This is a genomic window from Blastopirellula marina, assembly GCF_002967715.1.
Taxonomy (GTDB): domain Bacteria; phylum Planctomycetota; class Planctomycetia; order Pirellulales; family Pirellulaceae; genus Bremerella; species Bremerella marina_B.
The window spans coordinates 24,816-51,265 of the sequence record NZ_PUIA01000064.1; the positions used below are offsets into that span (position 1 = coordinate 24,816).

Consider the following 26,450-nt stretch of genomic DNA (forward strand, 5'->3'; position numbering starts at 1 on the left):
TATGCGGGTTCTAAGAGTTCTGCTGAAGGTACTGCTCGATCAAGTCCAAGCATACGTCGGTTTGGCCATCGGTGCCGACCGAGATTCGAATTCCCTCGGTAATTCCCGGGTATTGCATGTATCTGATCAGAACGTGGTTCTGCTTGAGGAATTCGTAAATCGGTTTGAGTTTGACGCCTGGCCGTGTCGCCCAAACGAAATTGGCCTGCGAATCAGGCACGGTAAAGCCCATTTTTCGCAGCCGTTGGGTCATGTTGGCCCGGGTAACGACGACCTTGGCTTTGTTTTCGGCGACCCATTTCTGATCGTCGATGGCTGCCAGCGCGCCGGCCAATGAAAGGGCATCGCAATTGTAGCTGTCTTTGACCTTTGTCAATTGTTCGATCATCTGCGGCTGAGCGACCAGGAACCCGAATCGCAGACCGGCCAGAGCGTACGACTTGCTGAGCGTCCGCGAGAGCATGATCTTCTCGTTCTCTTTCACGAGATCGATACAGTTATCGTCGGCGAAGTCGGCGTATGCTTCGTCAATCAGCAGAGGGCAGGGGAGCGAATCGGCGATCTCGCGTAACTGCGATTTAGGTACCACCGTGCCGCTGGGGCTGTTGGGGTTAGGCAGGAACGCCAGCTTCAAGTGGTTGCTGGCCGTGCCGAATGATTCCGGCAGTGTCCAGTCTTCGTTGAACGGAATCTCTTCGCTGTCGGCACCTTGGATCTCGGCCAGGGTCTTGTAGAGGATGTAGCTAGGTGTGGGCAGTCGGAGCCACTCGCCATCGCCAACAAAGCCGCGTGTAAGAATGGTCAAGATATCGTCGCTGCCGTTGCCGCATAGGATCCAGTCAGGCTCAACTCCCAGCACTTCGGCTGCGCGAATGCGAAACGCGGTACCGACCGGGTCGGGATATTTTTCGAGACCCTGGTCGAGACGCTGACGAATGGCCTCGGCAACCTTGGGCGAGGCAGGGTAGGGGTTCTCGTTGGTGTTCAGCTTGATGAACTTCCCGCCTTGCGGTTGTTCGCCAGGCTTGTAACCAGCGATCGCTTCAATCTCAGGACGAAAGTAGCCCATGGTGTTCCTGCATTTCAATTGGGAGATGAACTGCGGAAAACGTGGATGGAAGCGAATAAGAAGAAGGGCTGACTTAGACATTGTCGGTCTGTTTTAGCTCCCAAGGAGCGACCGTTAATAGCCAGGGGTGGAAGCCCCTGGAAAGAAGTTCTCAATCTAAGTCTTAAGCCCTGAAAGGGCGGTCGAAGCAATGTGCTCTGAGTTCGGCCGCCCCGTTGGGGCTGACATTGCAGTTTTTCTTCTTGCTCGCGGTCATCCGCGAAATCAGCGGTTACTCCTCTTTGCTAGTTCTTGAGTTGTCTTAGTTGTCTTCGGTGCGAATCGTTACGCTGCGTTTGTGGGCGGTCAGGCCTTCTTTGTCGGCCAAGGTGGTCACCAGTGGGGCAATCGCCTTGAGTCCGTCTTCAGTGAAGTGAATCACGCTGCGCGAACGCAGGAAGTCGTTGGCCGATAGGCCGCTGGCCCAGTGGGCGGTAGCACCAGTTGGCAAAACGTGCGAAGGACCAGCCGCATAATCCCCCAGGGCCACCGGGGTGTAATTGCCCAGGAAGGTCGCACCGGCGGTCAGAATCTTTTCCGCCGTCGCTTCGCTGTTGGTCGTGGTGATGTGTAAGTGTTCCGGTGCCAGGTCGGTGGCGATGCGGCAAGCCTCGACTTCGTCCTTGGTGAGAATCACGGCACCAAAGTCAATCAAGCTTTGCACCGTCAGATCGCAACGTTCCAGCACCGCGACTTGCTTTTCAAGTTCCGTAAGCGCAGCGTCGATTAGCGCTTCGTCCCAGCTGATCAAGACACTGCTGCCGGGCGAATGTTCGGCCTGGGCCAGCATGTCGGCGGCGATGTACTGGGGTTTCGCCGTGGTATCGGCCACGACGACGACTTCACTCGGTCCGGCGATCGAGTCGATATCGACTTCGCCGAAGACATGCTTCTTGGCCAAGGCGACGAAAAGATTCCCGGGGCCGACGATCTTCTGCACCTTGGGAATGCCTTCGACACCGTAGGCGAGGGCTGCCACGCCATGCGCGCCACCGACGCGGTAAACTTCCTTCACGCCGATTTCGACGCAGGTAGCCAGCAGGTCCAAGTTGTACGAACCAAACGGAGTGGGGGGAGCGATTACGGCCAACTCTTCCACGCCGGCAGCCATCGCCGGAACAGCCGTCATGAGGACGGTCGACGGGTACGCGGCTGCCCCGCCAGGGACACAGATCCCCACGCGTTTTAGCGGAGCATAACGGTGCCGCAGCTTGCCGCCGTGTTCGATCGGAACTTCGACGTCTTTGTGCAGAATGGCCGTCTGGAAGCGAAGGATGTTTTCGCGAATGTCACGGATCGTTTGCAGAAACGCAGGATCGGCAGCTTCGTGAGCCATGCGAAGCTCTTCGTCCGAAACGCGAATGGTCGAAGCGTAAAGCTGTTTGCCGTCCAGGCTCTTGCCGTATTCCAGAACGGCAGCCAGCCCGCGACGTTCGACGTCGGAGCAGATTCGCTGCACCACTTGCAGCGGGCTTAACGGTTCGCCAAAGACCTCTATCGTCCGCTTGCGACCAGCTTCGCTGACGACATCCCCCTTAGGGCTGAGCTTATCGCGTACCTGTTGTAATTGCGATTCGACGTCGTCGTGCCGGGTATCGATCCGGGCGATTTTCGACTTCAGATCCATTTCAGCTTTCTGGGGGTTTGATAGCAAACGATCTCAGTACTGGGCAAGCATACTATTTTGCTGCACAGGAGACTTAGTGGAAAGGGGCGAAAGTCGGTTGATTCCCGATTCTGGGGGAGGGGACGATCCATCGCTGGCAAGGTTGGACGTCCCCTGGTTACTCTCCGGTCTTTCGCACCATTTTCCAGCAGCGGTGGATGCGCTGATTGCGAAAGTCTTCCGGCACGGTGTGTTTCGAGATCTCTCGGATTTGCACGTTCTCGAGTGCTGCTTCATCCAGTTTGAAGCGGCGGAAGTTGTTAGAGAAATAGAGGACGCCTCCTTCGCTCAGCAGGTTCAGCGTCAGGCCGATCAGTTCGACGTGGTCCTCTTGGACGTCCCATACGTCGTCGGTGCGTTTGCTGTTCGAGAATGTCGGCACGTCGACAATCGCCAGGTCGAACTTCGGTTCCGGCTTTTGATTACGCAGGTACTCCATTACGTCGCTACGGATGAAGTGATGCTTAGCGATCGATAGGCCGTTGAGCTGGAAGTTTCTGCCAGCCCAGTCCAAGTAATTGGCATTCAGATCGACGCTGGTGGTCGAAGTCGCTCCGCCTGCGGCGGCGTACACACTGAACGCACCGGTGTAGCAGAACAAGTTCAGTACGCGTTTGCCGGCGGATTCGTCGCGAAACTGGCTGCGCAGGTTGCGGTGATCGAGGAACAGCCCGGTGTCGACGTAGTCGGATAGGTTGACCTCGAACTTCAGGCCTCCTTCTTCCACGACGATAATCTTCGACTCTTCGGAAACCTTCTCGTGCTGCGTGCTGCCAGACTGCCGCGTACGATGTTTGACGAAGACATGCCCCTCGGGAATCTCCAGCACCTCGCGAGCCGCTTCGGTTAAATGATCGAGCCAGTCGGCGTACTGCGCTGGCGTGCGATCGTGCGGTCGGTCGTAGTCGGTGATGTGCAGGTAATCGTGATAGATATCGATCACCAGCGGAATCTCGGGAATGTCGCGTTCGTACAAGCGATAACAGTGGATGCCGCGTTTAGGCCAGCGGCGGAAATGGCGTGCCCGCTTGGCGAGCCGGTTTTTCAGCAACTGGGCCTGCTCTTTCGCCTTGTCATCGAGCCCGCCAAATGCTGGCGTGAAGGTGCGTTTCGGTTTTTCTTCGTTTGGCTCGGCAGACGACTCGTCGCCTGCTTTTGGCGGTGGAGGACCATGATACTGATAGTAATGGCATTCGCTGCGGCCGTTGTACATCTTGCGGCGACGGTTCGCTTCCTGCCCCATAGCCCGCTCGAACTCGGGGAAGGCCGTCAGGATGAAGTGCGACCAGGTGGGTAGCTGACGCAAGACGTCGGGGAAGCCGCGATAGAAGTCCCACTGGGCACGCCGAGCACGCGAGTGGTCGTCGTACGGTGGGCTGGTGATCAGGCAGCCGTACTTGCGCTTGCTGGTAAGTTCACCAAACGATTGCCGTTGGAAGTGAATGTTACTGTCGACCCCAGCGGCAATTGCTTGTTGCCGGGCCAGACGCAGTGCCGAGGCGTCTTCGTCGTAGCCAATGATCGATTCGGGCAGCGTCTCGAGCACTTGGGCACGGGCCTCTTCCACCAGGTCGAGCCACGCTTCCTGATCGACGGCCGGCCAGTCAATCAGCGCGAAGTCACGCAAGAGTCCTGGCACCATGTTCCGGCCGATCATCGCCGCTTCGATCAGCAGGACGCCACTTCCACAAAAGGGATCGACCAGCGGACGATCACGGTTCCAGTGACTCAACTGAACGAGCGCCGCGGCGAGCGTCGGCTTCATCGGAGAGTGCCGCTCGGGATCGAGGTATCCACGTCGTGCAAGGCCAGCCCCCGAGGTGTCGATCGTGAGCGTAGCGACATCCTTGGCGATGGCGACTTCGACGGTGTAGGTTGCGCCCGATTCCGGTAGGTTCTCTCCGTAAGCCGATTGAAGCCGCTCGACGATGGCTCTTTTGGTCGCTCGCTGAACGGCGGGAACGCTCGTCAGCTGCGATTGGTAGCTGCGGCCTTTGACCGGAAAGGCCCCTTCAGCGTCGATGAAGTCCTCCCAAGGCAACGCTTTCACACCATCGAACAATGCGTCGAAATCACCGGCCGGAATCTGGGCAACTTCCACCAGTACGCGATCGGCCGTGCGCAGGTGCAAGTTGGCCTTCATAGCGTCGGTGTAGTTGCCGGCGAACCGCACACGACCGGAACCGAGGATCTCGGTTTCGAAGCCCAGCGTTTGCAATTCGCGGGCCGTAACGGCCTCGATGCCGAATGCCGTAGTGGCCAGAAGTTGGAGGGGACTGGATAGATTCACGCGCTTAAGTTACCTGGCAAGGTTGGGGGAATTCTTCATAGTACGTGCCAGTCGACAGAAGGCATAGTGTGCTTCGGCTGAGCGTGGGGTGTAAAAACTTCATCAAAAACTGCTGTAAGCTCCTGCCAGATCGGTTTATAACCACGTTCTTGTGAAGTGAGTCCTTTTCTACCAGCAGCATGGCAAACGCGGAGGCGAGCAATCCATGAGACATCTATTGAGTGCCCTATTAATCGGATTTTTGACGGCCACGATGGCGTTTCCGCCGCAGCTATTGATGGCCCAGGAGGCTGCGGCCCCGACTGCTGAAGGCACGCTGCCAGGCTTGAATTATGTGCCTGAGAACGCCGTCGGTGTTGGTTTTGTGCAGGCCGATCGATTTCTGACGAACCCCATGATGCAGGCCTATCCGGTCGAAGTTGTCGAAGCTTTCGGCAAAAAGTATCTCGGCTTCGATCCCATGAAGATCACCTCGATCACCTTTGCGATCACTCCTCCTTCGCCCGACTTTCCGCAGCCTGATATGTTTTCGATTATCAAAACGTCGGAAACATTGAACGAAGAAACGTTCTTTTCAGGAATCGAGACGTTTGTAGACGGCATGGCCGAAGACGAAGATATCAAAGACGCGTTTCCTGGGCTCAAGGGGAAAGCGTTCTATACCGATGCCTACCCATTTGACTACTTGGCCGTTCATATGTTGGACGAGCATACGTTCATGCTCGGTTCGTTGGGGATGATGGGGGACATTGTCACTAAAGGGCCCAATGCCCAACTGACCAAGCCCGCCGAAGCTTTGGCCGCGGCAAACGACGGTGCCGACGGGTACATCGCATTCAACATGGCACCAGTTCGTGATCAACTTAATGCGATTCTGTCGCAGCAGCAGATTCCTCCACCGTTCACCATGTACAAGCAGGTTCCCAACTACACCGAGTCGATCACACTGAGCTGCCATTGCACGCAAAAGTTGGCGGCGACACTGAAGATTAACGGCGTAGATGAAGCGGCTACCGGGCGATTGGATGACATGCTCCGCTTCTCGCTCGATCTGGCAAAGCAAGCCATCCTGTCGGAGGCCGATAAGATGGTAAACAGCGAAGACGAAGTCGAGGCCGCCATGGGACGCTACCAGGTTCGCGTTTCAGAAAGCATGATCGATGCGCTGCGCCCCAAGAAGGAAGGCAACTCGCTCGTCTTGAACTTCCAGCAGAACGAAGAAGCGGTCATGGGGGCAAACGTCGCCGTGATTGGTGTGCTGATCGCGCTGCTTCTGCCGGCGGTTCAAGCGGCACGCGAGGCGGCTCGTCGCGTGCAGGCCTCCAATAACATGAAGCAAATCGGCCTGGCGATGCACAACTTCCACGACACATTCGGATCGCTACCGGCTCAGGCAAAGACCGATGCCGAGGGCAAACCGCTTTTGTCGTGGCGCGTGATGATCTTGCCATTCATCGAACAGGGTACAATGTTCGATCAGTTTCATATGGATGAACCTTGGGACAGCGAACACAACAAGCAGTTCATCAAACAGATGCCTGAAGCTTATCGACGCCCCAATAGCAAAGCCCCTGCTGGCTACACGACCTACCTGGTTCCGGTCGGAAAAGGAATGGCTTTCGAGCCTGACTCGAAGCCGACCCCAGAAGGACAAATGATGACAAAGGGACTGGGATTCCAACACTTCACCGACGGGTTATCCAACACGGCTATGTGTGTCGAAGTTAACGACGATCATGCCGTCATCTGGACCAAGCCGAGCGACCTGGAGGTTGATCTGATGAATGTCTGGAACGGGCTCGGCGAGGCTCAACTGGGTGGCTTCAATGGTCTCTTCGCTGACGGAAGCGTCCAGTTCATCAGTAAGAACGTGGGTGACAAATTCCTGAAGCTTTGGTTCCAGCGTAACGATGGCCAGGTTTTGCCTCGCAACTAGCAAGCACGTTTAATTCGTTCCACGTGCTTGGCACTCGCAAAGCCTCCCTGCAAAATGTAGGGAGGCTTTTTCATTTCACCTTTCCACGTTGCTCAGGCCACCATGAACTACGCAATCGATCTTCGCAGTGATACGGTTACCCAGCCCAGTCCCGCCATGCGGCAATTCATGGCCCAGGCCGAAGTGGGTGATGCCGTCATCGATATCGATCCGACGACCGAGCGACTCGAGAAACTCACCGCCGAGATGCTCGGCAAAGAAGCTGCGATCTTCATGCCCTCAGGCAGCATGACCAACCAGATCGCAATCCGGCTGCATTGTCAGCCTGGGGATGAATTCTTGTGCGAAGAGAACTGTCACGTTTACAACTACGAACAAGCAGCGTTTGCTCAGCTAAGCGGCGTGGTGGCTCGCACGTTGCCAGGCGAACACGGCGTGCTGCAGCCCGAGCAGTTTGAAGGCAAAGTCCGTCCCGAGAACGATCACTTGGTGCGGACCAAACTGGTCTGCCTGGAGAACACCCACAATCGTGGTTCTGGCAAAGTGCAGCCGTTTGATACCGTCCAGAAGATCACCAGTTGGGCACATGCCAGTGGTCTGCAGACGCACCTCGACGGGGCTCGGCTTTTCAACGCGGCCGCCGCCACTGGTATCTCGGTGGCCGATTGGAGCGGGATGTTCGATTCGGTCAGTGTCTGCTTCAGCAAAGGACTTGGGGCACCGGTTGGTAGTGCGCTTGCTGGGCCAGCGGAGTTTATCAAGCAGGCAAAACGAGCCCGCAAGCTGTTCGGCGGAGGAATGCGTCAGTCAGGCATCATCGCGGCTGGGGCACTGTACGCGCTTCAAAATAACGTGGCTCGCTTGTCGGAAGATCATGAGAAAGCCGCCAAGTTGGCCGAAGCAGTCCGCCAGACCGAGGGGATTACGTTGGATGTCGACCCGGTCGAAACGAATATTGTGATCTTTAGCATCGACAACGAATTAGGCACCGCGGCACAGCTTCAGGCGGTACTCTCCGAACGTGGAGTTGGGGTCCTTTCAGTCGCCCCCCAAAAGATCCGGATGGTGACTCACCTGGATGTATCGATGTCGCAAATCGATACGGCGATTGAAGTTATCAAGCAAACGCTTCCTGCGTTAGCGTAAACGGGGCGGGGCAGCAGACTGCCTGAGGGAGTCGCGCGAAGGGGTATTTTCGCGATACGGTTCTGCCGCCTGTCCTGGTATTTCGGGCCGTTCAGGCAACGATTCCACAAGCCACGAAAACCTGACCGAAGTTTTGCTCTTCTAGGAACCTGCGCGGTACACTAATAGGTTGACGGAAAACGGTTTACGCCTACTGGAAACGGTTGATTCAGGTGCTCAACTGGTGGATGTGGGGGTAGCCGTGCGGTCCGCGTCGTAATGGAACAATAGAGACTGATCGCAAACAAGCATGCAAGTTACCAAGACGAACGACTTCTGGAAGCTGATCCTCGAATCAGGCCTAATGACCAAAGAGGCCTGTAAGCCGCTGCATGATCAGTATCAACAGACGGCCAATAATGGCGATGCCCGAGCACTGGCTACCTGGCTGGTCAAAGGGGGACATCTGACCACGTATCAGGCTCGGCTGTTGTTGGCTGGCCGCGCGAAGGCCATCAACATCGGTGAATACCAGATCACCGAACGCCTGGAAGAAGGACCGCTGCAAGGAACGTATGCCGGCAAGCATACTGGTTCAGGGCATCCGGTTTGGCTGCATCCCATTGCGCCTGAGATCCAGGCAGATTCGGTCCGGTTCCCGATCGTTCAGCAGATGTGCAAGCTGCGATCGTCCGTTCCGCATCCCCACCTGATTCGCTGCTTCCATTTGCGTCAGGGTTCTAAGCGAAGCTACCTGGTAACCGAACAACTTGATGGCAACCTGTTGGCCGAAAGCCGACCGGGCGAAGGAGTGCCGATTCCGACGCCTGACTGTGCTCGCCTGGTGCGTCAAGCAGCACTTGGTGCGACGCAGATTCACAGCCAGGGCATGGTCCTGGGTGACCTGACTATGAATCAGTTGTGGCTGGAACCGACTGGCAACCTCAAGCTATTGCATCTGCCGGTGCGTCCTGTTGAAGCAATTCCGTGGTCAGATGAAGCTCAGGCCGAACGCTTGAACGCATTGGCCAATGTCGCCGCGCCGGAACTGCAACAAGCAGGTGCCGCTCCTACGAAGTTGAGCGACTTGTACGCGCTCGGAGCGATCTTGTTCGATCTTCTAACAGGCAAACCGCCCGTCGAAGGGAGCATCGCCGAGAGGCTACAGCAGCACGCCACTGCCCAGATACCTTCGCCCCCCTACATTCCTGGCAACTTGATGCAGATCATTCAGTATCTATTAGCCAAGAACCCTGGCGGTCGATACCAAAACGCTCAGGATGTGGCCGAAGCACTGCGGCCGTTTGTCGATGCCGGTCAGCTCTCGCCACCGATCGCCGATGCCTTGCCGACGATGGGAAGCTACCTGCAGTACTTGGCGACGAATTCCAGCGAAGCCACAGCGCCGCCAGTACCAGCTGCCCCAGTACCTCCACCAGCGGCGGTTCCCTTTCCTGGTCAGGCTCCGCCCATTCCGCAGCCTGTTCCTCCGGCGGCAGCACCGTTTCCAGGAGCAATGCCTCAGCCAGTTGCCCCACCTCAGCCAGTCGCTGCTCAGCCAATAGTTGCCCAGGTAGCAACTCCGGTTGCCGTTCCCCAAGCAGCCGTCGCCACCGCGGTTCCTGCGGCACAGCCGGCTCAAGAAGGGGGAGCCAGTCGCGCGACCGCTTTGACCGAACGCATTCGCAAACGGAAACTGCAGCGCAAGATTACCAGCCTGGTTGTGTTGGGGGTGATGGCGATTGCAGCCGTGGTGGGTGGAATCTACGGCTACCAGTTGGTCTTCAGCCCTGACGACATCGCCGACAATGGCGAGCAGGTCGAAAATCCACCGGAAGAGAATCCAGATACGCCGCCAGTTGATCCAACCCCGGATGTCGATCCGGTGCCTGCCGCTCCGACGGGGCCGCAATTGGTGCAAGACGATGGCCAAACGCTGTGGGCCTCGCCGACCGATGGTCAGCCGATCGACCTGACCGGTGTGCCAAACGACACGCGGCTGGCCCTGGTTGTGCGAACAAGCGACCTTACTGGCAATCCTGAAGGGGACCGTATCCTGCGGGCCTTGGGACCGGACTTCGCCGCTTTGCGACAGCAACTGGAAGGGGAGTTAGGGGTTCGTTTCGAGCAACTCGAGTCGCTAACGGTCAGCTTTGGTGCATCGACCGCCGGTGGGCCGCCGTGCCTGGTGGCGAAGCTGAAAGGAGGAACGAATCTGCTTTCGCTGTGGGGCAATCCTAATCCAGCAGCCAGCGGCATCCCGGCCATGTACGACGTGAAAGGGTGGACCGTCATGCCGATCCCTGGCAAGGAAGACCGCCAGTTCGTTGCCGGTTCGAAGGCCGTTGTGGAAGCGATTGCCCAGCGGGGTGTTGCCGCACCCCAGTTGACGCGCGAACTGGAGCAACTTCGTCGCGAATCGGACGATCAACAAACGGTCAGCTTGCTGGTCGAACCGCAGTTCCTCACTTCGTCGTCAAGCCAGGTTATGCGCGGCGAATTAGCCGCTGGTACCGCAGGCGTGCAGGACTTTTTCGGCGAGGGGATTCGCGCGGTGCTTGTGAGTGGACACATCGGTCAAAATCTCTACCTTGAAATGCGCTGCATGGGTTCGCTCAGTTTGGATCCGCCCAGTTTGGCCAATTCGGTCAAAGAAAAGATCAACGGCGTATCGCGTAAACTGGAAGATGCCGTGCCGGCAGTGAATCCGTCCCCTTATTGGCGTCGTCTGGCTACTCGCTTCCCGAATATGGTCCAGTTTGCCTACCAGCAGACACGAACCGGCGTCGAAAACAACCAGGCTGTCGTCAACATTATGCTGCCTTCGGCAGCTGGTCAAAACATGGTTGCCGGGGCCGAACTGATGCTTGCGGCCAACTCAGCCGGCGCTGCCGCGCCTGCCGGTGGCGGAGCGATGCCGGCAGCGAAAAAGCCTGAAACGATCGAAGAGAAGCTGGCCAGTACGATGAGTATTTCCTTCCCGCAGAACTCGCTTGAGTTTGCTCTTCGTGATATTGGCGAAGAGGCTGGCATTCCGATCGAAATCAAGGGAACCGATTTGCAGCTGGATGGCATCACGCGCAACAAGGAGATCAAGGAATTCACTCACGATAACAAACCCGTTGGCGAGATCCTGGCTCAACTACTTGTCAGGGCCAACCCCGAACCCTCGCCTGGCTCTAATACCGAAGTTCAGAAGCTGATTTACGTGATTGACCCCATGGATGGTCCCGACGAAGCAAAGAAGCTGGTAGTCACCACCCGCGCTGCCGCGGAAAAGAATAAGTACACGTTGCCTGACGTGTTCAAAATCAAATAGCCTGTTTCCGTGCGAGAGTAATCGCGTGACCCTATTCCGAGTTCAATGCCCGACCTGTGCTGCTCGCCTGAAGGTGACCAGCCATTCCCTCATCGGCCAGATTGTCAACTGTCCGAAGTGTGGGAGCATGGTCGAGATCGCCGCACCAGATTCGCCTGCATCGACCGAAACGTCGAATGCCAAGGCCCCTCCTGTCGCTGCGCCGGTTGCTTCCGAGCCAGAGCCGCCGGTACCGGAAAGCCCTACGCCGGAAACTCCTGGTCCGGAAACCTCTGCCGCTGAGCCACCAGTGACGACTGTCGAACCCTCCACTTCGGACGAAGCGTTCGACAACCTCGACGAGATGTTGGCCGGATCATCTACGCCCCAAGAGCCAAACTCAGCCGATACAGAGCCGGCTGCGGCCGCCGAGGTCAATCGTTTTTCCGACAGCGCTTCCCTTAGCAAGATGCGGAACATGGCCCTGATCGGTGGGACATCGATCATGGCAATCGTGACCTTCGCGGTGATTGGCTACGCGGTCTTCTCCGGTAGGGATCAGACTCCGGTCACACCTGAAGAGCCAGAACCGATCCAGGTCGCCCAGTTCGAGCCTCCGGCCGAAGAAGAACCATCTGGCGAGAACGAGCCAGCCCCGATCGAAGAAACACCGCAGCCAGCGGCTGAAGAGCCCGCGAAAGAACCTGCTCTGGAGCCAATGCCCAGCAAAGAGCCGACTCAGCCGGAGGCCGCCGCTGAAGCGTCCCCTAAGCCGGCGATGCCCAACAAAGACAATCCATTTTTATTCGACGATCCGGCCGGTGCGCCAGCTGCGGAAAAGCCTGTAGTGGAAACACCTGATATCGATTCGGGTAAGCCCAAGGTCGCCACTTCCCAACCTTCGATCTTAGAACTCAAGGACGACCCGCTTTACGAAGTATTTGGTGAGGCGTTTCCTGTCTTGGATCCAGCAGCATTCAATCAATCGGCCAGCGTCGATCCGGGACCCGCCGATGCAGCGCCGGTTGCTCTGCAAGTCGAAGTTTCCACCGCTGCGGAACTGGTGCCCCGAATTCCGGAAGTGGATGTCGCAGGGCGGCTGAGCGACCCGATCGTGCGGATTGAATTCGATAACATGCCGCTCAACGAGTTTGCTTCGTTCGTGACGCAGATGAGCACTGTACCGGTCACCATCGATCCCATCGCATTGGCATCGGCGGATATCAACGCCAAAACGCCGATCTCGGTCAAACAAACGCAGACTTCCGTCGAAGGCATTTTGGAAGCAGCCGTACGCCCGTTTGGCTTGGAAGTGGAAGCCACCGATAAGAGTGCTCGGCTACGTATCACGCAGCCTCTGGATGGCCATAAACGTGTCGCGCAGCTACTGGTCGACGATCTGGCCAAGGATCAGAAAGAGGTTGCCGATATCGCTTACCTGATGACGCACCTGGTCGAGCCTCTTTCCTGGAAGCAGTCTCGCGGTGATGGTCTTTATCGGATTGATCCGGGCAAGATCATGATTACGCAAAGCGAAGTGGCCCACTTCAATGCCGTGGTGTTCATGGAAAAACTGCGAGTTGCTCGGGGACTTCCGATTCGAAGTAACTTCTCGAAAGATCAATTCGACCTCACTCTTCGCAGCGATCAGCTTTCGCCGGCTTTGCAGAAAGATGTGAAGCTGCAAATCGTCGTGCCGACCCCGTTGTACAAGGTGATCGACCAACTAGAGAAGAAGAGCGGATTGACGATCCTATGCGACTGGGATTCTCTGGCGATGAATAAGCTGGGTCCTGCGACTCCAGTAACGTTAACCGCACCCGGCGTGACCGTGCAGCAAGCGCTCGACCAGTTCTGCCAAGCTTGGAAGCTGGAGGCCTTGCCGATCAATCCGACGACAGTGCAACTGGTCAGCCAGCGTAGCGTGCCGATCATGCCGTGGCTCGAGTTCTACGATGTCAGCAACTTAGGACTAGGTAAGTCCGAAGCCGCGGCTTTAATCAACAACGCCAAACGTGAATTGACCGATCTTCGTAAGACTGGCTACGGCGATCTGCTGTACGATCCTGCCAGCAAACGCCTGCTGGCGCTGTTATCGAAAGACGATCACCAGCGACTGCAGTTCGCTTTGCAGCGGAAGATCTCCAACTAACGCGGAGATCTTCCCGAGTTTTCCAGCCTGAACACCTCTGGGCTTAAACGTCGGCCCCGCACTGAATACCGATGGCATTTGCTACCGCGCGGCAACGTTTCATCGTTTCTGCGAAGGTCGGCAGATCAAGTGACTGGTAACCATCACTCATCGCTTCATCGGGTTCGGGGTGCACTTCGACGATAATTCCGTCCGCACCAATCGCCACGGCAGCAACGCACATATCCGGGACCAGCGAAGCATGGCCAGTGCCGTGGCTGGGGTCGATGACAACCGGTAGATGCGTCTTCTGGTGCAGGTACGTCACCGTTGCCAAGGGAAGGGTGAAACGCGTGTGCGACTCGAAGGTGCGAATTCCTCGTTCGCACAGCATGACGCGGCTGTTCCCTTCGTTGAGGATGTATTCAGCGGCGAGAAGCAGTTCGTCGATGGTTGCCGAGGGACCGCGTTTAAGCAGCACGGCCCGATCGACTCGGCCGACTTCTTCCAACAGGCGGTAGTTCTGCATGTTGCGAGCACCGATCTGCAAAACGTCCGCATACTTGGCGACAAGCTGGACATCTTCAGAGGCGACGACTTCCGTGACGATGGCCAGCCCGGTTTCTTCGCGGGCCGTGGCCAGCATCTTCAGGCCTTCTTCCTTCAGCCCTTGGAACGAGTAAGGACTGGTGCGTGGTTTGAACGCACCACCACGCAGCGCTGTAGCACCGGCGGCTTTGACTGCCTTGGCGGTCTTAACAATCTGGTCTTCGTTTTCGACACTACAAGGACCAGCGATGACGCCGCACTTGCCGTTGCCCACTTCCAGGCTGCCTGCTTTGACAAGCGTTGGCTCTGGTTTCACTTCGCGGCTGGCGACTTTGTAAGGGGCGAGGATCGGCACGACCTTTGAGACCCCGGCTACTGTTTCCAGCGACTCCCGCATTTCTTCGCGTTTATCGCCAATCGCGGCGATGACGGTCCTTTCGGTCCCTTGGATAACATGGGCTTTGAGCCCTAATTTCTCGACTTTTTCGGCGGCATGTTGAATCATGTCGCCGGTGGCGTCCCGTTTCATAACGATAATCATTGCTTTCTCTTCCCAGGCTTGATTTGGTGAGGTGTCAGGTCGTAAAGTTGGCAATAGAAACAAAAAAAGCCCTGAATCGCTTTCCGATTCAGGGCTTTTGGAGTTCTCGCGTTTTGCCGTTCGCAGTTTACAAAGAATCCTCGGCCCTACTCGGAAAGTAGGTAAAGTAGAATCCGAAAGTAAACTGCCAGTTGTTCATAACGCTAATTATGTGCGCGTTTTCGTTTGTGGCAAGTCCGAATTTCAAGAACTTGCTGTGAAGTATCCAACTTGCTTAGTGCCGCACAGGCGACGTGGGAAGCATTTCGCTGCCTGCGATCGGCACTCCGCTGGAGACAGCTGAGGTTGCCGTTGGGTTCGCGGTAGCGGCCGGAATTCGGATCGTGAAGGCCGTGCCCATGCCCACGGTGCTTTGCACGCGGATCTTGCCGTGGTGGGCTTCGATGATGTCGCGGCAAGCGGCCAGGCCAATGCCGGTTCCCCCTTTGCCCGTTTCATCGGGACCTGTTTTGGTCGTGTAGAACGCGTCGAAGATGTGCGGCAGTTGATCGGCAGGGATACCGGTACCGTGATCTCGCACCAACAGGTCGACCATGTGGCTCGACTGGTCGTATGAAAGCTTCAGGATCAATCGCCCACCTTGAGGCATCGCCTGGCGGGCATTGATCATCAAGTTCAACAGAACCTGTTGAATCTGGTTGCCGTTGGCCAGCGCCTGGGGCGCATTTTCATTTTGAAACTCGAGCTCGATCCGATATTTGCGGAGCTCACGTTCCAGCAGCACGATGGTGTCGTCGACGATCTTCGACAGATCGGTCGGCTCCATACGGTCGCCGCGGTTCTTGGCCATTGCCAGCACACCGGTGGTGATTTTGGCGGCTCGGTCCCCGGCGGCTGCGATCTTCTCGAAGCAGTTATTACGGGTTTGTTCGTCCTTGTGACGCAGCCCCATGCGAGCATAGTTGATCACGGCCATCAGCACGTTGTTGAATTCGTGGGTGGTGGTGCTGACGAGTTCCCCCATCGCAGTCAGTTTCTGCGCTTCAAGCAGACGACGCTTCAAGATTTCAATTTCCTTCGCCTGACGTTCAATCAGCGAAGCATCCGAGGGGGATTGCGAGTGGTTCATCCTTGACCCTGCTTCCGTAGTTAATCGCGACTGGTGAGCGGTCGAGCTAGCAGTTGGCATGAATCGAAATCGCAGAATCCTTTCAACGAAATCGATGGCCTTGTCGTACTGGCCCGTAATATGTCTATCGACGATCCCCCTTTGACCGCTACAATTTGCGACGGAATAACCGGCAACCTTTATGGTTGCTCATGCAAATTACCTAGATCATCGGAGTTCGCAAGGATGCACACCCTCGATCTGCTCGACCAGGCCATCGTTACCGCACAAGATTTGGGCTACCAGATTCGCCGCGAATGGCTCGACGGCCAAGGGGGAGGCGTCTGCGAAATTGCCGGCAAACGCTGGATTTTTCTCGACCTCAGCCTCTCGTCGATGGAACAGTTAGAGCAGGTTCTCGAAGCGCTCAAGAGCGATCCATCCTTAGAGCAAACAACCCTCACGCCGCAACTCGGCCAGGTGCTTGGTCGTCGTCGCGCAGCGTAGGGAATTATGCTGGCGTCACTTGCTTGTGAAAAACGTGCTGCGTTTCGATGTATTTCTCGACACTGCGTGGCACCATGTAGCGGATCGATTTTCCGCTAGCGATCCGCCGTCGGATGTCGGTACTGGAAAGGCCGATCAGCGGCATTTTGACGAAGTGCTGCTTGATGTGGGCCATCTGGTCGTCATCAAGGACCTCTGACAGACGTCCCCAGTCGTCCAAGTCGCTGCCAGGCCGCCCTACGGTGCAAATAGTGGCCAGCTCGCAGATTTCTTCGATCTTGTGCCAGTGGAAGAGGGACGCGAACGAGTCTCCGCCGACAAGCAGGAATAACTCGGCCTGGGGGATGATTTTCTGTAAATCTCGTAGCGTCTCGACGGTATAACTGAGGCCACCGCGTTCGAGTTCGAGGGGGCTGCATTTGAACGCGTTGTTGCCCGCGATCGCCAGTTCGATCATTGCCACGCGATGGGCATCCGAGGCCAGTACTCCGTCTTGTTTCAGCGGGTTGGTAGCGGCCGGCAAGAACCAGACTTCGTCCAATGCGCACTGCTCGCGACAAGACTCAGCGAGAAGCAAATGCCCGTTATGTATGGGGGAAAATGAACCCCCGTAAATTCCCAGTCGCATGGTACTCCCCCTTTCGCTGCTGGCCGATCATCGGCGTGGTGGGAAGGTCGCTCTCAAACTGCTATCGTATCGGTCCTGGGCTCTATTGGCCAGAATGAACGTTTCGACTGCCAGCATTTCGAGTTTTTGTGAAGAATCAAAAGGGACTTTTCGGCGACGATTCGACCCCCTGGGAGCAAGACGATGCCCAGACAGGGCTGGTCGCGTCGGTTGTGATGTCGACCGGTCCTGAGCAGACGTTCGATTATCTGGTTCCCGACGAGTTGGTAGGCGAAATCTTGCCTGGGCGAAGGGTTTACGTCCCCTTGGGGAGGTCCAACCGCCGGGTGATGGCCTACTGCGTGGCGGTCGAGCGAAAGGAGCATGGTCGCCGCAAGCTGAAATTCGTGCTGTCGGCTCTCGATCAGCAGACGCTGCTTTCTTCGCAGATGTTGAAGATGACCCAGTGGATGGCCGAATATTACCTGGCTAGCTGGGGGCAGGTGCTCGATGCTGTCATTCCGGCGGCCGTTCGTGGAAACGCTGGCACCCGCGAAGTGACCCTCTTGAGCGTTCCTCAGGAAGTTGCCATGAGGATTGCGAACATCAAGCTGCCAGAAAAGCAGCATCAGGTACTGGCGACCCTGGCCGCTTCGAGTAAGCCGATGACTCCGGGGGATTTGGCCGATAAGTGCCGCTGCACCCAAGCCCCCATCTCTGGGCTGCGCAAAAAGAAGCTCATCACATCGGAAGTTCGACGGGTGAGTCATGCTCACTTCGATGACATCGATATCGAACGCGAGCCCGTCAAAACGTTGAACGAGATTCAAGCGTCGGCCCTGAAGACCATCCTCGCGCAGGTCAACGCGCCTCAGCCGAAGCCTATCTTGCTGCATGGGGTGACCGGTAGTGGCAAGACCGAGGTCTACATTCAGGCCATTCAGCATGTGATCGATCAAGGGAAGCAGGCCATCGTCCTGGTTCCTGAAATCAGCCTCACGCCGCAAACCAAGCAGCGGTTTGCTTCGCGGTTCGATCGGATCGCCGTGTTGCACAGCCACATGAGCGATGTCGAGCGGCACTGGCAGTGGAAACGTATCGCTTCAGGGATCGTCAATGTGGTGGTCGGGGCCCGCAGTGCTGTCTTCGCACCGACACCACAACTGGGAATGATCATCCTGGATGAAGAGCACGACAGCTCGTTCAAGCAAGACTCGGTACCGCGGTACCATGCACGGGAAGTTGCCGCCAAGCGGGCTGAATACGAGAGAATCCCGCTGATCCTGGGTACGGCCACTCCTTCGCTCGAGACCTTCTACCGCGCTCAACAGGGGGAATACGAGTTGATCTCGATGCCCCACCGGATTGGCAATCGGCCTTTGCCGGCCGTGCGCACCGTCGATATGCGCTACGACAAAACAACCAGCTTTCGCGGGGCGATCAGCCGTCAGCTTTATCATTCGATGAAACGTACGCTGGAGCAGGATGGTCAGATCATCTTGCTACTGAATCGCCGCGGGCATAGTACCCATATTCAGTGCCCGGCATGCGGTCACCTTGTAGAGTGTCCTCACTGCGAAATTCCGCTGACGCATCATATCACCGACGGCAGCACGGTTTGCCACTATTGCGACTACCGCAGTTCAGCACCACGCGTCTGCCCGGTGCCCACGTGTCGCTACACGGGGATTCGTTTTTCTGGCATTGGAACGCAGAAGCTGGAACAGGAAGTGAAGTCGAAGTTCGGATCGTACCCGATCATTCGGATGGATTCGGACACGATGAAGAAGCCTGGGTCGCACGAAGCGGCGCTCGAGCGGTTTCGTAATCGCGAGGTGAAGATCCTGGTCGGCACCCAGATGATCGCCAAGGGGTTGGACTTTCCGAACGTGACATTAGTGGGGGTGATCAATGCCGACACGGCACTGCACTTTCCGGATGTGCGCGCCGGTGAGCGGACGTTTCAGCTAATCACCCAGGTTGCCGGACGAACCGGTCGAGGCGATCTAGGGGGGGAAGTGCTGGTGCAGACGTTAAGCCCCGATCATCCGGCGATCGAAGCGGCCACGCGGCATGACTATGCCTTATTTGCTGAACGCGAGCTACCGTTTCGCCGCGACTTTCAGATGACACCTTTTGCGCATATGGTTCGGATCATCGCTCGAGGCCCCTCGCAGCCGGCGGTCGAACTGTTCATGCAACAGATTTCCGAAGAACTGGCACGGTTCTCCCAAGAGCAGGGGGGAGAGATCTCGCAGCAAGGTCCGGCTCCCGCCCCGATCGAAAAACTACGGGGCAATTACCGCTACCACTTGCTACTGCATAGCTTCGATCGACTGTTAATGCGTGCCGCGGTGCTTCGCTGCCGGGAAAAGGTGGCCGTTCCGGACGAGGTGTTGTGGATTGCCGATGTCGACCCGATCGACATGATGTAGGCGACAGACAGGAAATCTGGGTAGTTTCAGAAGGGGGAAACTCCTAGAATTCAAAGGTAATCGTTTCCCGAGGTGTTCCGGCTGAACACTTCAAACTGAGCACTGAAAACTACTTATGTCGTATCGTTCCATCAAGCGCGTTCTCGGCGAGACCAATCTCGAGCGAAAGTGCCGCTTTCTGTACGGAACGTGCTTGCTGCTGCTGATTACCGGTAGCTTCTGGTGGTATGGGCAATCGACCGAACAGTTGGTGCACAACAACAACCTCAGCACAGGTCGTCACTTGGTCGACGCGGTGTTGATGAAGATCCACTGGAAGCATGACGCCCAGGCCCAAAAGAACCCTGAAGGGTGGGACGAGCATGTCCGTGATACGGGCCTTGATTTGGAGTATATGAAGTATAGGTGGGAAGTGATGACGCTCGATCCTGCCGACCGCAAGTTGGCGGCAACCAGTCGGCCGGACGATCGAATTCACCTGCCTGCCAATGAAAAGGAAGCCGAGATTCTCCAGCGACTGAAGGAAATCCAGCAGACACGCGACAAGGAGATCCTGGAGAAGTTTCTTAATACGCCTGGAGTAACCACTCAAGAGACGACGGACGAATTCGTTGAGCTAGGAGGGAATGATCCCGACACCGACGAAGATACCATTGCCTATTCGCCGGCATCGGAAGCCTTCTACGATGCGGAAAATCAAGAGTATATCTACTACCAGCCGATCTACTGGAAGCGGACGTGTACCGTTGCCTGTCACAACACAAACTTGGAACTAGCCGTTTCGACGACTGGATTTCCGCTAGGGAACGAACTACCGTTCAACGTGATCAAGATCGTCAAGGACGACAAGATCACGCAAATCGCTTTGACCAAGAACCGGGCTTACCTATTGGCCACGGCGATCATCACGGTGGCGCTTTCGATGATCGCGTTGTATTTGATCGTGCGATACATCATTGTGAAACCTCTGACCCACCTGCGTGACGTGAGTGATGAGGTGAGCCAAGGTCACATGGACGTGCGGGCCGAGATCTACACCGGCGACGAATTCGAAGACCTGGCGACTTCGTTCAATCGCATGTTGGCTCACTTGATCGATGCCCAGAACAAACTGACCTATGTGAACCGTGATCTCGACGGCAAGGTCGATCAATTGGCTCAGGCCAATATGCAGTTGTACGAAATGAACTGCCTGAAGAGTGACTTCCTGGCCAGCATGAGCCATGAACTGCGAACGCCGCTCAACAGCATCTTGGGGTTCTCGGATGTGCTGCGTGGGATCGACAGTCTGAATGACAAGCAGAAGCGATACGTCGAAAACATTCAGAAGTCAGGGCGGTTGCTGCTGGACATGATCAACGACATTCTCGACCTGGCCAAGGTTGAAAGTGGACGCATGGAAGTCCGCCCGTCGCGGTTCTCGGTCGCTTCGGTCGTCAGTGGTGCATGTGACATGGTTCGCTCTCTGACCGAAGAAAAGAATATCGATCTGACCTGCCACGTCGATCCGAATGAAGAGCCGGCGTTGCAGGATCAATCGAAGTTCCAGCAGATCCTGACGAACCTGCTTTCCAATGCGATCAAGTTCACGCCGGAAGGGGGACGCATTGTGGTGCGGGCAAATCGCATCAACAATCGCCTCGAGCTTTCGGTGAGTGATACCGGCGTGGGGATTGCAGAAGAAGATCGTGAAATCATCTTCGAGAAGTTCCGGCAAGGGACCGCATCACAAGGGGACACGCTCACACGCGAGTACTCCGGCACCGGGCTCGGCTTATCGATCGTCCGCGAGCTTTGTCAACTGCTGGGTGGCACGGTGCGGGCCGAGAGCGAGCTAGGTAAGGGAAGTACGTTCTTTGTGGACATTCCATGGGTGATCGAAGACCGTCCTGATGTTCGCGAAGATTCGTTTACTTCCCGAATCGATGAGATCACCAAAACCAAGCACGGCGATTTCGTCCGCATTCAAGGGTCTCGCCAGGTCGAAACGCCGGAAACAATTGATTCGACGACGAGAAACTAAGCATCTTCCAGGTGGGGCTTTATCCCGACCGCATCCCGGGACATAATCGCTCGTTTAGCGATCGATCTATTGGGAGTAGTGCATGGCGGCCACCTTCGAGCCTGAAGTTCTTCTTTACACGGACGGAGCGTGTAGCGGTAACCCCGGCCCAGGCGGCTGGGCGTTCATCTTGCGTCATCCGTCGACCGGCAAAGAAATGGAAAAGTCAGGCGGCGAGCGCGAAACGACCAACAACCGCATGGAATTGATGGCCGTTATCCAGGGCCTGCAAACCCTGAGCCGCGCATGCAATATCGAACTGTTTACAGATAGCGTCTACGTCGGCAAAGGAATGACCGAGTGGATGCCGAAGTGGAAGAAAAACAACTGGCAGCGTAAAGAAGGCAAGCAGTGGAAGCCGGTCAAGAATGACGACCTATGGAAACAGCTAGACGAGCAACTGCAAAAGCATCGCGTTAAATATACCCGCGTCGCCGGCCACAGCGGCCACCCCGAGAACGATCGCTGCGATGAATTAGCCGTGGCAGCCTATCAGCCCTATCGATAACCCCGACGGATCGCCCTGGTGAGGACGGAATGTCAGATAGCCGCGAATCGACTCCGCTGCAGCGTCTTCGTACGCCGGTTCAGTTCCTGAAAGGGGTCGGGCCGCAGCGTGCCGAGCGACTGGCGAAACTGCAGCTCTACACGGCACTCGATCTCATCTTCTTCTTTCCACGCGACTATCAAGACCTGTTAGAGATCGTCCCGGCCGATGATCTCAAGGAAGATGAGCCGGCGTCGATTACCGGCGTGATCGAAGACGTCGACTTCCGCGGAACCGGCCCAGGCCGCAGTATCCTGGGCGTGCTGGTTCGCGACAATCAATCGTATGTGCGCGGTGTCTGGTTCAATCAGCCCTTTCTACGGAAACGATTCCAGCCAGGGCAGCACGTGATCGTCTCGGGACGGCCACGGCTGCAAGGTAATCGCTGGGAGATGGCCCATCCGGTGGTCGATATCGTCGAGCCTGGCGATCATCCCGAAGGGGGCAAGCTGCTGCCGATCTATCCGCTGACCGAAGGCATTCGCCAGGGGTTGATGCGGAAGATGGTACACACAGCATTGGAAATTCATGGAAGCGACCTGGAAGAAGTCTTGCCCGACTCATTCCTGAAACAGCACGAGCTCCTTTCGGTTCACGATGCGCTAAACAAGATTCATCGCCCCCATTCACGGGAAGAAATGGAAGAGGCTCGCAAGCGGTTCATCTATCAGGAGTTGCTCGTCTTGCAACTGGCGATGTCGCTGCGGAAACATCAGCTCAATGAACGCAAAAGTGCGCTGCCGATTCCGGTCGATTTTCGCGTCGATGAACGGATTCGCAAGCTGCTTCCGTTTGAACTGACCGAAGACCAGAACAAAGCGATCCACGAAATCTGCCACGACTTGAATCGCACCATCCCCATGAACCGGCTGCTACAAGGGGATGTGGGTACTGGCAAAACGATGGTCTCGGTCTATGCCATGCTAGCCGCGGTGGCCGCCAAGACCCAGGCCGCGTTAATGGCACCGACGGAAGTCTTGGCTAAGCAGCACGCACGAACGCTGGGTAAGCTATTGAGCCACGCAAAGGTCCGCATCGGTGTGCTGACAGGCTCGCTGACAGAAAAGGAACGTGCCAAGCTGCTGGCCGATGTGGCCGCTGGCGAGATCGACCTGCTGATCGGTACTCAGGCCATCATCGCTACCGAAATTACCTTTCAGAAGCTTGGCCTGGTAATCATCGACGAACAGCATAAGTTTGGTGTTCGCCAACGTGCCGCTTTACGTAGTGCCGGCAACGATCCGCACTACCTGGTGATGACCGCGACACCCATTCCGCGTACGGTGGCCTTGGGAATGTTTGGCGATCTTGATATCTCGACCATTCGCAATGCACCGCCAGGTCGGCAGACGGTGAGCACGTACATTGCCGAAGACGAACAGCGGGCCAAGTGGTGGGATTTCTTTCGTAAGAAACTACGCGAAGGTCGGCAAGGCTATGTCATCGCACCGCTGGTCGACGAAACTCAGCGGGATGACACGCTCGGGGGTGTTGAGCAACTTCTAGAGCACCTGGCCAACGGCGAACTCGAAGAGTTTCGCTTAGAGATGCTGCACGGACGTATGCCGCCGGCAGAGAAGGATGCCGTGATGCAGCGTTTCGCCAATCACGAGATCGACGTGTTGATTGCCACCACGGTCGTGGAAGTGGGGGTCGACGTCGCCAACGCCGTGCTCATGACGATCGAAAGTGGCGAGCGTTTCGGCTTGGCGCAGCTTCATCAGCTACGCGGGCGAATCAGTCGAGGGAAGCATCCTGGTTATCTCTGCGTCTTCGCCAATCCGGCCACAGACGCCTCGCGCGAACGTCTGGAAGCATTTGCTGGCACGACCGATGGATTTGAACTGGCCGAAGTCGACTTTAAACTTCGAGGCCCCGGCGACTTGTTCGGCTGGAAGCAGCATGGCATGCCTCCTCTACGAATCGCCGACTTGCAGCGCGATGGCGAACTGCTGGCGAAAGCCCGCGAAGATGCGTTTTCGATCACCGACAGCGACCCCAACCTGGCCGGAGCAAAGTGGGAAAAGCTGCAGCGGATGGTGATGATCCGCTACGGAAAATCGCTTGATATCGGCGACTTGGGATAAGCCTGCTTGCGGAATGTTGAGTGGAGTCTGAGAGCTGGTATACTGCTGGGATACCAGTGTCACTTGTGCGTCGAGCTCCTTCCATGTCAAAAAGTGTATACGTTCTCTTCGCGGTGTTGTTGTCGCTCGCGACCGTTACGTCGTTGTCGGCAGCCAAGCCAAACATTGTCATCGTGCTGACCGACGACCAGGCACCGTGGGCATTTGGTTCGGCGGTTCGCTCTGGCCAATTCCAAGATGTGCCGGCGGCGGCGACACCCAATATCGATCGACTGGCCAGCGAAGGGGCCGTCTTTCGTAACTTCTTCTGCACGACGCCTGTGTGTAGCCCTGCTCGGGCTTCGTTCATGACCGGTCGGTATGCCAGTGAACTGGGGATTCCCGACTTCATTCCTCAGCCTGGGCATAAGCTGTACGACCCAAACAACGAAGCTCGCTTGGATCCGGACGGCACCGTTACGATCGCCGAGCTTCTGAAAGGGGCAGGCTACCGTACCGGCCTGGTCGGCAAATGGCACCTGGGAGACTGGACGGCACCAGGCAACGAGAAGTTTCATCCCATGCGGCATGGGTTCGATTACTTCATGGGGCTCACCGGTGGTGGTACGACACCAGACAGTCCCATGCTGGAAGAAGATGGTGAAGTTCGCAAGTTCAAGGGACTCACGACCGACATTCTGACCGATCGAGCGATTGGCTTTATCGAACGCAATCGAGAGCATCCCTTCTTTCTGTGCCTGGCGACCAGGGCACCCCATGGCAAGTGGTTGCCGGTGGCACCGGAAGACTGGAAGCCTTACGCCGAGTTAGACCCCACGATTCCCAAGTATCCGGGGCTCGATATCATGCGGGTCAAGAAGATGATGCGCGAGTACCTGGCCAGTACTTCTGGTGTCGATCGCAACCTGGGGCGAATACTCGACGCATTGGAAAAGAATCATTTGGCTGACAACACGATCGTGATCTTCACCTCCGATCATGGCTTCAACATGGGGCACCATGGCATCTGGCACAAAGGGAACGGCTTGTGGGCGACGAAGAAACAGCCACCAGGTGAGTACCACAACGGTGTGCGGGTCATTTCCGACAAGTATCGCCCCAATCTGTACGACGAGTCTCTCCGTGTTCCCGCAATCGTGCGTTGGCCTGGGATGGTTGCGCCAGAAACCGTCATCAGCAGCACAGCCACCGCGCTGGATGTGTTTCCCACACTTGCGCAAGTGGCCGGTGTGGATTCAGACCCAAAGCTATTAGGACGGAGCCTTCTTCCGCTACTTAAGGGAGAGCAGCCGGATGGTTGGAATAACGACGTCTACGCCGAATACGACATGATCCACTACGCGACCGCTTCTCTGCGCTGCTACCGAACCGATCACTACAAACTGGTACGCGATGATCACAATGATGGATGCGACGAGTTCTTCGATTTGGCGGAAGACCCTAGCGAGAATCACAACCTGATTCACGACCCACGGCCTGAGATTCAGCATAAGATCAAGGAATTGGATGCCTTGCTGCGTCGGCATGCTCCCAAGCACTAGCGTTAGTTACGTCGGGCAGTCGACATCATCCCAGTCAGCATTCTCGTACTGGATTAACTAAATGAGGGCTACTCGTCTTTCTCGCCCCAGCTAAATCTGAACGTGGGGAGCTTCCAGACGTGTTTGTTTTCGTCCTGTGTGGTTAGGTCCGCATTTTCGGAAGGCAGTGCCCTGTCGGGATCAATCTTAAGTGACCGGGCAATACTAGGGGCGTCGTTCTGTACTTCTAACTCGGCTTGAGCTTCATCTTGCTTGGCAAAGAACTGGCCAAACTTTTTAGCCGCTTTATCGAAGAAATGATCGCGGATCTCTGTCGCGGTTGTCTTGTGATAGCGAATCGCTGAAATGTCGTCCGTAGAATTGGGCCGCCCGTCGGGGCCATTCGAACGAACGACGACTTGGGTGCCGACGACGTAGTCTTTCTCTCGCAGCACGATCGCATGGCCCCAGGCATCGTGTTGGTCTGAAGGGCCGGGCGATAGTGTTCCTCCTCCTTTTTCGGCTAGTCGTTGTGCGATATAGGCATCGGCCAGCTTGTCGACTTGGGCCTGAGTGGTTTGCGTTCGCGAGTGTTGGATTCCGCTGCGAATGAGAAAAGTAAAGCCAATCGCCAGGAAGATCACGAATCCCACCGAGCCAATCGCCGTGATAACGGGCACCGGCACTTCAGCGGACTTGCGAGGACCTTGGCGATAGCGATCCTTCGTGGAGGCAATTCCATGGAATAACGCGTGGAAGAGAAGTTCCAGAAAGAATCCGACAAGCTCACCCAGAAGCGTAGCAAAAGCCAGAACGAGGCCCATTAAGGCCTCGATTAGTACGAGCAGCGGGGCAAAGATGATGGCAAGTAGATCACTCACGGACAAGATTCTCCGCGTTTAGGGTACGGTGTTCCCTATCTTACGCGAAAAA

17 protein-coding genes are annotated in these 26,450 nt (G+C 56.5%); 10 read left to right on the forward strand and 7 right to left on the reverse strand.

The window, feature by feature from the left end; translation table 11 throughout:
* Positions 1 to 10: 10 nt before the first annotated feature.
* From hisC to rlmKL, 3 genes are all read right to left on the reverse strand, one after another.
* Positions 11 to 1,069: a histidinol-phosphate transaminase gene (gene hisC, locus C5Y96_RS19625; protein ID WP_105356884.1), complete on the reverse strand. Its 1,059-nt coding sequence runs from the start codon at positions 1,067 to 1,069 to the stop codon at positions 11 to 13.
* 301 nt (positions 1,070 to 1,370) lie between these two features.
* A complete protein-coding gene (gene hisD, locus C5Y96_RS19630) occupies positions 1,371 to 2,735 on the reverse strand; it encodes a histidinol dehydrogenase (protein ID WP_105356887.1) in 1,365 nt (454 codons plus the stop codon).
* 157 nt (positions 2,736 to 2,892) lie between these two features.
* Positions 2,893 to 5,064: a bifunctional 23S rRNA (guanine(2069)-N(7))-methyltransferase RlmK/23S rRNA (guanine(2445)-N(2))-methyltransferase RlmL gene (gene rlmKL / locus C5Y96_RS19635; RefSeq protein WP_105356889.1), complete on the reverse strand. Its 2,172-nt coding sequence runs from the start codon at positions 5,062 to 5,064 to the stop codon at positions 2,893 to 2,895.
* 205 nt (positions 5,065 to 5,269) lie between these two features.
* Between rlmKL and C5Y96_RS19640 the strand changes: the two genes are divergently transcribed.
* From C5Y96_RS19640 to C5Y96_RS19655, 4 genes are all read left to right on the forward strand, one after another.
* A complete protein-coding gene (locus C5Y96_RS19640) occupies positions 5,270 to 7,000 on the forward strand; it encodes a DUF1559 domain-containing protein (RefSeq protein ID WP_105356891.1) in 1,731 nt (576 codons plus the stop codon).
* 102 nt (positions 7,001 to 7,102) lie between these two features.
* Positions 7,103 to 8,146 (forward strand): threonine aldolase family protein, encoded by a 1,044-nt coding sequence (locus C5Y96_RS19645; protein ID WP_105356893.1) that lies wholly within the window; start codon positions 7,103 to 7,105, stop codon positions 8,144 to 8,146.
* 289 nt (positions 8,147 to 8,435) lie between these two features.
* Positions 8,436 to 11,444: a serine/threonine protein kinase gene (locus C5Y96_RS19650; protein WP_105356895.1), complete on the forward strand. Its 3,009-nt coding sequence runs from the start codon at positions 8,436 to 8,438 to the stop codon at positions 11,442 to 11,444.
* Positions 11,445 to 11,469: 25 nt separating this feature from the next.
* Positions 11,470 to 13,575 (forward strand): hypothetical protein, encoded by a 2,106-nt coding sequence (locus tag C5Y96_RS19655; RefSeq protein WP_146115740.1) that lies wholly within the window; start codon positions 11,470 to 11,472, stop codon positions 13,573 to 13,575.
* 43 nt (positions 13,576 to 13,618) lie between these two features.
* Here C5Y96_RS19655 and aroF read toward each other — a convergent pair whose 3' ends face one another.
* Positions 13,619 to 14,644, reverse strand: coding sequence for a 3-deoxy-7-phosphoheptulonate synthase (gene aroF, locus C5Y96_RS19660; protein WP_105356900.1), 1,026 nt, complete (start codon positions 14,642 to 14,644; stop codon positions 13,619 to 13,621).
* 274 nt (positions 14,645 to 14,918) lie between these two features.
* The gene (locus tag C5Y96_RS19665; RefSeq protein ID WP_105356902.1) at positions 14,919 to 15,773 is read right to left on the reverse strand and encodes a sensor histidine kinase; all 855 of its coding nucleotides are present in this window, start codon (positions 15,771 to 15,773) and stop codon (positions 14,919 to 14,921) included.
* Positions 15,774 to 15,998: 225 nt separating this feature from the next.
* Here C5Y96_RS19665 and C5Y96_RS19670 point away from each other — a divergent pair, with 225 nt between their 5' ends.
* Positions 15,999 to 16,259, forward strand: a complete 261-nt coding sequence (locus tag C5Y96_RS19670; RefSeq protein WP_105356904.1) for a hypothetical protein — start codon at positions 15,999 to 16,001, stop codon at positions 16,257 to 16,259.
* A gap of 4 nt (positions 16,260 to 16,263) precedes the next feature.
* On the opposite strand, the gene nadD is transcribed toward C5Y96_RS19670, so the two are convergent.
* Complete coding sequence (gene nadD, locus C5Y96_RS19675; RefSeq protein WP_105356906.1) at positions 16,264 to 16,887, reverse strand: nicotinate-nucleotide adenylyltransferase; 624 nt, start codon at positions 16,885 to 16,887, stop codon at positions 16,264 to 16,266.
* A gap of 128 nt (positions 16,888 to 17,015) precedes the next feature.
* Between nadD and priA the strand changes: the two genes are divergently transcribed.
* The 5 genes from priA (at position 17,016) to C5Y96_RS19700 (ending at position 25,538) form a co-directional block, all read left to right on the forward strand.
* Positions 17,016 to 19,301: a primosomal protein N' gene (gene priA / locus C5Y96_RS19680; protein ID WP_233199028.1), complete on the forward strand. Its 2,286-nt coding sequence runs from the start codon at positions 17,016 to 17,018 to the stop codon at positions 19,299 to 19,301.
* A 115-nt stretch (positions 19,302 to 19,416) separates the two neighbouring features.
* The gene (locus tag C5Y96_RS19685) at positions 19,417 to 21,324 is read left to right on the forward strand and encodes a sensor histidine kinase (RefSeq protein WP_105356909.1); all 1,908 of its coding nucleotides are present in this window, start codon (positions 19,417 to 19,419) and stop codon (positions 21,322 to 21,324) included.
* 82 nt (positions 21,325 to 21,406) lie between these two features.
* Entirely contained in the window at positions 21,407 to 21,871 is a 465-nt protein-coding gene (gene rnhA, locus C5Y96_RS19690) for a ribonuclease HI (protein WP_105356912.1), read from the forward strand.
* Between the two features lie 29 nt (positions 21,872 to 21,900).
* Entirely contained in the window at positions 21,901 to 23,997 is a 2,097-nt protein-coding gene (gene recG / locus C5Y96_RS19695; RefSeq protein WP_105356914.1) for an ATP-dependent DNA helicase RecG, read from the forward strand.
* Positions 23,998 to 24,080: 83 nt separating this feature from the next.
* Complete coding sequence (locus C5Y96_RS19700) at positions 24,081 to 25,538, forward strand: sulfatase (RefSeq protein WP_105356916.1); 1,458 nt, start codon at positions 24,081 to 24,083, stop codon at positions 25,536 to 25,538.
* Between the two features lie 68 nt (positions 25,539 to 25,606).
* Here C5Y96_RS19700 and C5Y96_RS19705 read toward each other — a convergent pair whose 3' ends face one another.
* Entirely contained in the window at positions 25,607 to 26,398 is a 792-nt protein-coding gene (locus C5Y96_RS19705) for a hypothetical protein (protein WP_105356919.1), read from the reverse strand.
* Positions 26,399 to 26,450: the final 52 nt, after the last annotated feature.